Below are 9,434 nucleotides of genomic sequence, written 5' to 3' on the forward strand. Positions count from 1 at the left end.
CCCTGCCCCTGGCCGGGCTGTCCGTGACCATCCCCCACAAGGTCGCGGTCATGGAGTTCCTCGACGAGGTTTCCGAGCGCGCCCGCGCCACCGGCGCCGTGAACACCGTCTACCGCCGGGGCGACCGCCTGCTGGGCGAGAACACCGACGTGACCGGGTTCCTGGCGCCCTTGCGCGCCCTGGGCACCGCCCCGCGCAGCGCCCTTGTCCTGGGGGCGGGCGGCGCCGCCCGCGCCGTGCTCGCCGGGCTGGGCGAACTGGGCGTGCCCGCCGTCCTGGTCACCGCCCGCGACCCGGCCAGGGCCTCGGCCCTGGCCGCCGCCTTCGGCGCCCGGACCCACCCCTGGGACCAGCGCGGGAGCGCCCGCGCCGAGCTGGTGGTCAACACCACGCCCCTGGGCATGCGCGGCCCCGGGCAGGGCCTGTCGGCCTGGCCGCCCAGCTCGCCCCTTGGCCCCGGCCAGACGGCCTACGACCTGGTCTACAACCCGGTCCAGACCGCATTTCTGGCCCTGGCCTGCGCCACGGGGGCCCGGACCATCGGCGGGCTGGACATGTTCCTGCACCAGGGCCGGGAGCAGTTCCGGCTCTGGACGGGCCAGACCTTCGACCTGCCCGCCGCCCGGGCCCTGGTGGCGGGGCTGCTGGCCCGGGGCTAGGGCCGCAGGGGCCGCCCGGCCGCGGGCCCGGCTTACCGCGCCCGGCGCAACCACACCGGCCCTTGCGGAGGGAAAGACGGGGCCGCTCTGGCGACAGGGCGGCCCCGGGCTTTTTGTCGCCGGGTGGAACGCGCTGAGGGGTGCGGACGATGGGGCGTGGGCGATGGGGAGCGGCGCCGTCGGGGTCGCGACCGCCGCCGGGGCGGCCTCCCGGCCCTGGCCCTTGCGGGCCCGGGGCACCCGGGTGGCGCAGGCCCGCCCGGCGCCCTGGCCTTGGGCGCCCGGGCGCGGGCCGGTCTTGCCCGCCGGGGCGGCCCGGGCCGGGGCGCGGTTCTCGCGGCTGCGGGTCGCGGTCTGCGGCCCGCTCAGGCCCGGGCGCAGTCGGCGGGGTCGCCCTGAAGCTTCATGATGGTGTGGACGAGGGTCGGCAGCAGGGGGTCGAGGTTCTCGGCCACGGCCTTGGGCGAGCCGGGCATGTTGACCACAAGGGCGCGGCCCAGGGTGCCCGCCACGGCGCGGGAGATGGCGCCGTGGGGCGTGACGGCCAGGGACGCGGCGGTCATGGCCCGCTCGTAGCCGGGCAGGCGGCGGTCGATGGCGGCGAGGGTGGCCTCGGGGGTGGTGTCGCGCGGGCCGACGCCGGTGCCGCCGCTGGTGAGCACGAGGTCGAAGCCCTGGGTCAGGCAGAGATCGGCGAGCAGGGCGCGCAGCCGGGCGGGGTCGTCGGGGACGACCCAGGTCCGGGCGTGGGCCAGGGGCAGGGCGGCGGCGGCGCGCTCCAGGATGATGGGCGCGCATTTGTCCTCGCGCAGGCCTGCGGCGCCCTTGTCGGAAAGGACGATCACGGCCAGGGCCAGCCCGGGGCGCTCGGCGGCGCAGGCGTGGGTCCCGGGGGCCAGGGTCAGGGCGCCCCCGGCGCGCAGGGCCAGGGCCGGGACCGGGGCGTGGCCCGGCCCGGGCAGCTCCAGCCGCGCCTCCACCGTCAGGACCGGCCCGCCGGGGGCGGGGGTCAGGCGGGTGCCCGCGGGCAGGGCGCAGGCGGCGGGCGCGCAGGAGAGCCCGGGCAGCCCGGCGGCGGGCGGGGCGGCCAGCACGGCCTGCCCCCTGGCCAGGGTCAGGGCGGCGGGGGCGGTCAGGGCGACGCGGGCGAAGGATTCGTTCATTGCGGGCTCCGGGGGCTCAGGCCAGCAGCACGGCCACGATGCCGGTGATGAAGATGCCGTCGAAGGTGCCCGCCCCGCCGATGGAGAGCACGGCGGCGTCGAGCACGCGGCGGGTGCGCGGGGTGGCCAGGTGCAGCAGGTCGGCGCCGACGAGGGTGCCCAGGGTTCCGGCGACGTAGGCCACGGGGGCGGCCTGGCCCTGGGGGGCGAGGATCAGGGCGGCCAGCGCCGTGGCCAGGGGCGGCAGCAGCACGGGCACGGCGATGCCCCGCCCCGGCACGGGGCGGGCCAGGGCGTAGCACAGCGCGGCCACGGCGCCCGTGGCCAGCAGCAGCCCGGCCGAGGCGCCCATGCCGCTGACCAGGTAGAGGCAGAGCAGGCAGGGGATGATGCAGCCGCCGAGGTTCACGGCCACCACCTGGGGCACGAGCTCGGTCTCGGTGCGGACGTTGAAATGGCCGAAACCGGGGAAGGCGCGCAGCACCGGGCGCTTGACCACATGCCCTGTTTCGGCCACGGGGATGTTCACCCCGCTGCCCAGCAGGGTGGCGAAGAGCAGGGCGAAGCCCTGGAGCGGGGTCAGGCCCAGCTTGGCGAAGGCCAGGGTCACCAGCCCGACCTGGACGAGGATGAACAGGAGGACCAGAAGGCCCACGAAGCCCAGCAGGGCCAGGAGCACCAGGGGGAATTGCAGTTGCGGTCGCATGGGGGCTCCTCGGGGCGCCGGGGGTTTTCCATTGTCGGGAAATGGGATAGCGTCCTGTGCCGAGGCGGTTTCCGCGCAGGGGCGCACGGGAATTCCTATCCCAAGACGCAGGCGAAGTAAAATCACGCACGGGGTCTTCATGAAAGGCATCATCCTCGCGGGCGGTTCGGGCACGCGGCTGTATCCGCTGACGCTCACGGTGAGCAAGCAGCTCCTGCCCGTCTACGACAAGCCCATGATCTACTATCCGTTGTCCGTGCTCATGCTGGCGGGCATCCGCGACATCCTGATCATTTCCACCCCCCAGGACCTGCCGCGCTTTCGCGAGCTCCTGGGCGACGGCGCGAGCCTGGGCCTGCGCCTGCACTACAAGGTGCAGCCCAGCCCCGACGGCCTGGCCCAGGCCTTCCTGCTGGGGGCGGAGTTCATCGGCGACGACACGGTCTGCCTCGTGCTCGGCGACAATATCTTCTACGGCCAGGGGCTGTCGGTGACCCTGCAGGCCTGCTCGCGGCTGGAGAAGGGCGGCATCATCTTCGGCTACAAGGTGCGCGACCCCGAGCGCTACGGCGTGGTGGAGTTCGACGCCCTGCACAACGTGGTCAGCATCGAGGAGAAGCCCGCGCGGCCCCGCTCGCGCTACGCCGTGACCGGGCTGTACTTCTACGACAACGACGTGGTGGACATCGCCCGGGGGCTGAAGCCGTCGGCGCGCGGGGAGCTGGAGATCACCGACGTGAACAACGTCTACCTGCGCCGGGGCGACCTCAAGGCCGAGTTCTTCGGGCGCGGCCTGGCCTGGCTGGACACGGGCACCCACGAGTCCCTGCTCCAGGCCAGCAATTTCGTGCAGGCCGTGCAGGAGCGCCAGGGCGTGATCATCGCCTGCGTGGAGGAGATCGCCTGGCGCATGGGCTACATCAGGCTGCCCGAGCTGGAGGCCCTGGCCGCGCCGCTGGCCAAGACGCACTACGGGCGCTACCTGCTGGAGATCGTGGCCGACAACGGCTAGGGCGGGGAGGCGGGCGGCCCGGCTCAGGCCGGGGCGCGCAGGGCCCCGTGCACATGGGTGGCCAGCCAGTCGAGGACCAGGGCCGGATTCACGGGCGTGGGCAGGGACAGGGCGTCCTGGGCATGGGCCAGGGCGAGGTCCAGGCGCTTCAGGCGCCCGGGGGACAGCCTGGCGAGCCCCTGGGCCACCGGGCCCTCGGGTCGGCCGCGCAGGGTGTGGACCACTTCGCGTTGCAGGGCCAGGACCAGGGCCATGGCCAGGTGCTTGTCCACCGCGCCCTTGACCCCCGTGCGCCGGAACCAGCCGCGCCCCGAGCGCCAGAATTCCATGAGCGCGTCCAGCCATTCGGCCAGGGCCGGGTCGGCCCCGGGTTCCCCGGGCCAGGCCAGGGTCAGGGTCCAGCTGCGCGAAACCAGGGTCGGCAGCAGCCATTCGCGCTGGGGCGCCAGCAGCACGAAGACCGTGCTGCGGCTGGGTTCCTCCAGGGACTTGAGCAGGGCGTTGGCCGCCTGGGGCGTCAGCTCCTGGGCCTCGTGAAAGACGACCACGCGGACGCCGTCGCCGCGCGGGGCCTGGCCCAGCAGGCTGCGCAGCTCGCGCACCTCGTCGATCTTGATCTTGTCCTGCCCGCCGTCGAGGAAGACCAGGTCCGGGTGCACCCCCTCGCGCACCTGGACGCAGGAACGGCAGGCCCCGCAGGGGGGCTGCCCGGCGGCGCAGTTGAGCCGCGCGGCCCAGAACAGGCCGAGCGCCCGGCGCTCGGCCGCGTCGCCGCCCTCAAGCAGCAGCACCTGGGGCGGCGCGGCGGCGAGGCGGAGCAGCAGGCTGGCGATGCGGTTCTGGCGTTCGGGGATGTGCATGGGGCTCCTGGCGCTGGGCGCGGCGCCATGGTGGCCCAACCGGGGGCCGGGCGCAACCGTTTTCAGGCCAGGGCCAGGGGTCGCCCGGGCCGCTGGTGCGGCCCGGGCGTGAAAACCGGGGGGCGTCCTTGTGCGGCGCGCCCCGCGTCGGCCGCCCGGGGGCGCCTACTCGGGGCGGACGGTGAACACGGGGATGGGCGCGCTCTTGACGACCTTCTCCGCCACGGAGCCGAAGAGGATGCGGTCGATGCCCTTGCGGCCGTGGGTGCCCATGACGATCATGTCCACGCCGTTCTCCTGGGCCACGGTGAGGATCTCCTCGGCGGCGTAGCCCGTGGTGACCTTGCCCTCCGCCGGGGTGCCCTGGAAATGCTCGGTGATGAACTTCTCCATGGTCTGCTCGGCGCCGTCGACGATGCCGCCCACGAAGCTCTCGATGCTGGACGGCGGGACGTGGAAGCCCACATACTGGGTCAGCGAGGGGGCGACGTAGAGCACGACCACCTCGGCCCCCAGCTTGGCGGCGAGGGTGGCGGCGTATTCCGCGACGATGCGGCTGGAGTCGGAGAAGTCCACCGCGCACAGGATCTTCTTGATGTCCGGCATGGTTTCCTCCGTGGTGCTGTCCGGGGTTGCCCGGGGGTTGGTTCCGTTGCGGCCCGAAGGGCCGGGAATGGAACATTATATAGGAATTACAAGTGTCTTGTAGCGCCTGACCGGCTGTTAGACAAGGCTTTTTTTCTTGCGTATTGTCGGGCTGCCGGCTGGGGGCGGCGGCGCCCCGGGCTGCCCACCCCGACCCGGCGGACCCGGAAAATCCTGCCCACCGTCCGGAGGCCGCTTCTTGTATTTCGCCAGGTTACGTCGTCAGGGCAGTTGGCAGGCTTCTTGCTTTGCTCCGGGAAACCGCAGGATAGGAGTACACTATGAAGATCCATCCTGATCAAATCAGGGCCACCGAACAGGAACAGGCCCGGGCCAGGCGCGCCGCCGAAGCGGACGCCGGGTTCGGAGACCTGCTCGCCCGGGAGGTCGGCAAGACCCGGGAGCAGGACGCGGCCCAGCCCGCCGCCCCGCCTCCGGGAGCGGGCCTGTCCACCATGGTCCTTGCGGCCCAGGCGGCCGCCGGAGTGGGCGAGAACACTGATTCGGGGCAAAGCGTCATGGACAGCCTGGACACCCTCATGAACGAATGGGAAGAGTACGCCGCCCGGCTCCAGGAGCCCTCCGCCAGCCTGAACCTGCGCCAGGCCAACGGAGTGCTGGAGCACATCGAGCGGGGCGTGGCCTCCATCAAGGACCGCTACCCCGGCCTGGGCGACGAGGCCCCCGGCCTGCAGGCGGTGGTGGACGAGATGGAGATCCTGGCCGTAACCGAGCGCATCAAGTTCAACCGCGGGGACTACCTGGCGTAGCCCCGGAACCGGCGCCCCCCAAGGCGCCACCGCCGCCGGACGGCCGCCACAGGGACGTGGCCCCGAACCCGGCGAGCGCGGTGTATTTTGGCCCGTTCGGACCAGGGACGCTCCGCCACAGCGTGAACGCATCCACGCCGTGGGCGGGCCAGGACACCCGCGCCACCTTTTCCAGCACCTGCTCCCACGCGTCGCCCGCGTCGGCCCGGACCCGGAACAGGGTCAGGTGCGGCCTGTAGGGCCGCTCCCGGGGCCCGAAGCCCAGGGGCGCCAGGGCCGTGTCGATGTCCGCCGCCAGGGCCGCCAGCCGCGCGGCCCCCTGGCCCACGCCGACCCAGGCCACCCGCGCCGCCCCCCGGGGCGGAAAGCGCCCCGCCCCCGCGAGACCCAGCTCGAAGGGCCCGAAGGCCACCCCCGCGAGGGCCCGGCCCAGGGCCTCCAGCCGCTCCCGCTCCACCGCGCCCAGAAAGCGCAGGGTGATGTGCCCGTTGCCGGGCTGGGGCCATGTCGTGCGCGAGCGCAGGCCCGGGCGCAGGTCGGCCTCCAGGCTGGCCAGCAGCCGGTGCCACTCCCGGGGCAGGGCCACGCCCAGGAACAGCCGCAGGGCGCTCAAGGCCCGTCCGCCCCGCCCGGCGCGGCCAGCAGCTCCAGCAGCCCGGCCACGGCGGCGCGCACCGTGGCGGCCTTGACCGCGTGGCGCGGCCCGTCGAAGCGGTGCAGCCGCGCGCACACGGCCCCGTCCACGAAAAAAGCCATCCAGACCGTGCCTACGGGCTTTTCCGCGCTGCCGCCCCCGGGCCCGGCGATGCCCGACACCGCCACCGCGCACTGCGCGTCCAGCACCCGCGCCGCGCCCCGGGCCATGGCCCGGACCACCGCCTCGCTCACCGCGCCGTGGGCTGCCAGCGCGTCTTCGGGCACGCCCAGCACCCCGGTCTTGACCCCGTTGGCATAGGCCACCACGGCGCCCCGGAACCAGTCCGAGCTGCCGGGCACGTCGGTGAGCGAGCTGGCCAGCAGCCCGCCGGTGCACGATTCCGCCGTGGCCAGGGTGCGCCCCCGGGCGCGCAGCGCCTCGCCCAGGCGGGCGATGTCGTCCAGAAGTGTCCGTTCCATGCGTGCCTCCGGAGCCAGGGTAGCAGGGCGCCGGGGGCGGCACAAGGCAGCCCGGGCGCGCCGTCCCGCCCGGCGTCCGGGCCTCAGGCCGTGACGCGGTCCAGGACCTGTTCGAGGTCCTCGGGGCTCACGGGCTTGGAGACGTAGTCGTCCATGCCCGCGGCCAGGAAGCGTTCGCGGTCGCCGGTCATGGCGTGGGCGGTCATGGCGACCACCGGCAGGGCCGGGTCCAGGCCGGGCACCTCGCCCGAGCGGATGGCGCGGGTGGCCTGGATGCCGTCCAGCCCGGGCATCTGCACGTCCATGAGCACGAGGTCGAAATCGCCGTCGGCCAGGGCCAGCAGGGCGGTCCGGCCGTCCTCCGCACCCACGGCGACGTGGCCCAGCTCGCGCAGCAGCCGCTCGGCGTAGACGCGGTTGACGGTGTTGTCCTCGGCCACGAGCACGCGCAGGGCGCGCCGTGCCGGGGCGGGGCCCCGGGGCGCGGGCGTCGCGCCGGGCGGGGCGGGGTCCGCCGCCTGGCGCATGGGCACGGTGAACCAGACCGAGGTGCCCCCGCCGGGCTCGGAGTCCACGGCGATGGCTCCGCCCATGAGCCGCACCAGGCGCCGCACGATGCCCAGGCCCAGGCCCGTTCCGGAGTAGCGGCGGGTGAAGGATCCGTCGGCCTGGGTGAAGGGCTCGAAGAGCATGTCCACCTGCTCGGGGGCGATGCCCACCCCCGTGTCGCGCACGCGGAACAGCAGGCGCCGGGGGCCGTGGCCCCCGTCCAGCAGCCAGGCCGACACGGCCACGCTTCCGGCGGGGGTGAACTTCAGGGCGTTGCCCACCAGGTTGGAGAGCACCTGGCGGAGGCGCCCCCCGTCGCCCGTCAGGTCGCCGCCCGGGAGCTCGGGGGCGTCGAACTCCAGGGCCAGGCCCTTGGCCTCGGCCTGGGGACGGTAGGTGCCCTCCACCGCGTGCAGCACGTCGCCCAGGGTGAAGCGGCGGCTCTCCAGGCGCATCCGCCCGGCCTCGATGCGCGAGATGTCCAGCAGGTCGTTGAGGATGGCCAGCAGGTTGCGGCCCGACTCGCGGATCATCTCCAGGTTCGCGCGCTGCTCGTCGTCCAGGTCCGTGAGCAGGGTCAGCTCGGCCATGCCCAGGATGCCGTTCAGCGGGGTGCGCACCTCGTGGCTCATGTTGGCCAGGAACTCGTTCTTGGTCCGGCTGGCGCGTTCGGCGTCCTCCTTGGCCTGGCGCAGGGTCTCCTCGATCCTCTTGCGCCCGGTGATGTCCGTGATGGAGACGATGGCCGTGCGCGATTCGGGCAGCATGCCGACCTGGGCCAGCACCGGGACGGGGTGTCCGTCGCGGTGGATCACGTCCAGCTCGTATTCCTCGGGTTCGGGGTCGCCCGCCAGGCGCCGGGCGCGGTGGGCCAGGACGGTCTCGCGGCAGTGTGAGGCCACGAAATCGATGAACGGCCTGCCGGTCATGTCCCGCTCGGCCCAGCCGACGATGGCGCCGAGCCTGCGGTTGACGCGTTCGATGCTGCCGTCGCGGGCCACGGCCAGCATGCCCGAGGCGGAGTGTTCGAAGATGACCCGGTACAGGGCGGCGCGTTCGTCGGCCAGCTCTTCCATGCGCTTGCGCTCGGTGATGTCGCGGGCCAGGCCCTGGGTGCCCGCGAAGTCCGCCTTTCCGGCCGGGAGGGCGGTGTAGATGCCCTCGGCCAGGAAGGACAGCACCGGCGGGGTGGTCCGGATTTCCAGGTCCGCGCAGCTCCCGGCCCGGGTCAGCAGGCGCAGCTCCAGGTCGGTGGTGCGGCGCTGGCCGGTGCGGCGTTCGTTGATGCGCTGGCGGGCCTGTTCGCGGTCTTCGGGGTGCACCAGGTCGAGCAGGGGTCTGCCCGTCAGCTCGGCGGGCTCGTAGCCGTAGCGGCGGACGGCGCCGTTGATGAAGGAGATTCGCCCTTCGCCGTCCAGGCGGTAGACGATGTCGGGGATGTTCTCGACGATGGACTCGAACTTGCTTTCGGACTGGCGCAGGGCCTCCTCGGCCAGGCGGCGCTCGGTGAGGTCGTGGGAGACCACCGAGACATGGGTCACTTCGCCGGACTCGTCGCGGTAGGGCGAGAAGATGACCTCCCAGAACCCCCGGCCCAGCCGGGGGAACTCGAACCACGCCTCGTAGTTCACCGGGCGGCCCGCGAAGGCGGCGTCCAGGCTGGGCCGGATGTTCCGGGTGAAGACTTCCTCGCCCCACAGTTCGGCCACGCTGCGCCCGAGCACGTCCGCGGGCCGCAGGCCCATGGCCGCCAGGTAGCTGGCGTTGGCCGCTTCGTAGCGGTAGCCCCTGGCCACCAGGGTCATGAAATCGCGCGAGGAGTCGGCGATGAACTGGTAGCGGCGCGCGGCCGTGGCCTGCTCCCTGGCGGCGGCCAGCAGGCGCTCCAGCAGCTCCTCGCGGTCCGACGCGGGGCTGGGCGTTGGCTGCGGCGTCTTGTCCGGTGTGTCGGCCA

The 9,434-nt window shown here is 73.6% G+C and carries 10 protein-coding genes; 3 read left to right on the forward strand and 7 right to left on the reverse strand.

Annotated features, from left to right (window positions below):
- On the forward strand, positions 1-659 hold a 659-nt coding region (locus M0P34_RS10055; protein WP_291498783.1), incomplete at its 5' end, for a shikimate dehydrogenase.
- Between the two features lie 365 nt (positions 660-1,024).
- Here M0P34_RS10055 and M0P34_RS10060 read toward each other — a convergent pair.
- Both M0P34_RS10060 and M0P34_RS10065 read right to left on the reverse strand, forming a co-directional pair.
- On the reverse strand, positions 1,025-1,822 hold the full coding sequence (locus tag M0P34_RS10060) for a MogA/MoaB family molybdenum cofactor biosynthesis protein (protein WP_291498784.1): 798 nt from the start codon (positions 1,820-1,822) through the stop codon (positions 1,025-1,027).
- Positions 1,823-1,838: 16 nt separating this feature from the next.
- Complete coding sequence (locus M0P34_RS10065) at positions 1,839-2,528, reverse strand: DUF1614 domain-containing protein (protein WP_291498785.1); 690 nt, start codon at positions 2,526-2,528, stop codon at positions 1,839-1,841.
- Positions 2,529-2,667: 139 nt separating this feature from the next.
- On the opposite strand from M0P34_RS10065, the gene rfbA reads away from it, so the two are divergent.
- Complete coding sequence (gene rfbA, locus M0P34_RS10070; protein WP_291498786.1) at positions 2,668-3,540, forward strand: glucose-1-phosphate thymidylyltransferase RfbA; 873 nt, start codon at positions 2,668-2,670, stop codon at positions 3,538-3,540.
- A 23-nt stretch (positions 3,541-3,563) separates the two neighbouring features.
- Here the strand turns inward: rfbA and M0P34_RS10075 are convergent, their stop codons facing one another.
- Positions 3,564-4,400, reverse strand: coding sequence for a DNA polymerase III subunit delta' (locus M0P34_RS10075; protein ID WP_291498787.1), 837 nt, complete (start codon positions 4,398-4,400; stop codon positions 3,564-3,566).
- A 165-nt stretch (positions 4,401-4,565) separates the two neighbouring features.
- Positions 4,566-5,006, reverse strand: coding sequence for a universal stress protein (locus M0P34_RS10080; protein ID WP_291498788.1), 441 nt, complete (start codon positions 5,004-5,006; stop codon positions 4,566-4,568).
- A gap of 320 nt (positions 5,007-5,326) precedes the next feature.
- On the opposite strand from M0P34_RS10080, the gene M0P34_RS10085 reads away from it, so the two are divergent.
- The gene (locus tag M0P34_RS10085; RefSeq protein WP_291498789.1) at positions 5,327-5,815 is read left to right on the forward strand and encodes a hypothetical protein; all 489 of its coding nucleotides are present in this window, start codon (positions 5,327-5,329) and stop codon (positions 5,813-5,815) included.
- Here the strand turns inward: M0P34_RS10085 and thpR are convergent.
- From thpR to M0P34_RS10100, 3 genes are all read right to left on the reverse strand, one after another.
- Entirely contained in the window at positions 5,790-6,428 is a 639-nt protein-coding gene (gene thpR, locus M0P34_RS10090) for an RNA 2',3'-cyclic phosphodiesterase (protein ID WP_291498790.1), read from the reverse strand. The two genes, M0P34_RS10085 and thpR, sit on opposite strands and share 26 nt — an antisense overlap.
- Positions 6,425-6,931, reverse strand: coding sequence for a CinA family protein (locus M0P34_RS10095; RefSeq protein ID WP_291498791.1), 507 nt, complete (start codon positions 6,929-6,931; stop codon positions 6,425-6,427). Before M0P34_RS10095 ends, thpR begins: the two co-directional genes overlap by 4 nt.
- A gap of 83 nt (positions 6,932-7,014) precedes the next feature.
- Positions 7,015-9,434 (reverse strand): PAS domain S-box protein (locus tag M0P34_RS10100; RefSeq protein WP_291498792.1); only part of this gene is annotated, 2,420 nt, incomplete at its 5' end.

Source organism: Desulfocurvus sp. (assembly GCF_023230885.1).
Classification (GTDB): Bacteria; Desulfobacterota; Desulfovibrionia; order Desulfovibrionales; family Desulfovibrionaceae; genus Desulfocurvus.

Bases quoted from the DNA above. Each gene is read 5' to 3' on its own strand.
- M0P34_RS10060 (WP_291498784.1), bottom strand. From the start codon at position 1,822: ATGAACGAATCCTTCGCCCGCGTCGCCCTGACCGCCCCCGCCGCCCTG.
- M0P34_RS10065 (WP_291498785.1), bottom strand. From the start codon at position 2,528: ATGCGACCGCAACTGCAATTCCCCCTGGTGCTCCTGGCCCTGCTGGGC.
- rfbA (WP_291498786.1), top strand. From the start codon at position 2,668: ATGAAAGGCATCATCCTCGCGGGCGGTTCGGGCACGCGGCTGTATCCG.
- M0P34_RS10075 (WP_291498787.1), bottom strand. From the start codon at position 4,400: ATGCACATCCCCGAACGCCAGAACCGCATCGCCAGCCTGCTGCTCCGC.
- M0P34_RS10080 (WP_291498788.1), bottom strand. From the start codon at position 5,006: ATGCCGGACATCAAGAAGATCCTGTGCGCGGTGGACTTCTCCGACTCC.
- M0P34_RS10085 (WP_291498789.1), top strand. From the start codon at position 5,327: ATGAAGATCCATCCTGATCAAATCAGGGCCACCGAACAGGAACAGGCC.
- M0P34_RS10095 (WP_291498791.1), bottom strand. From the start codon at position 6,931: ATGGAACGGACACTTCTGGACGACATCGCCCGCCTGGGCGAGGCGCTG.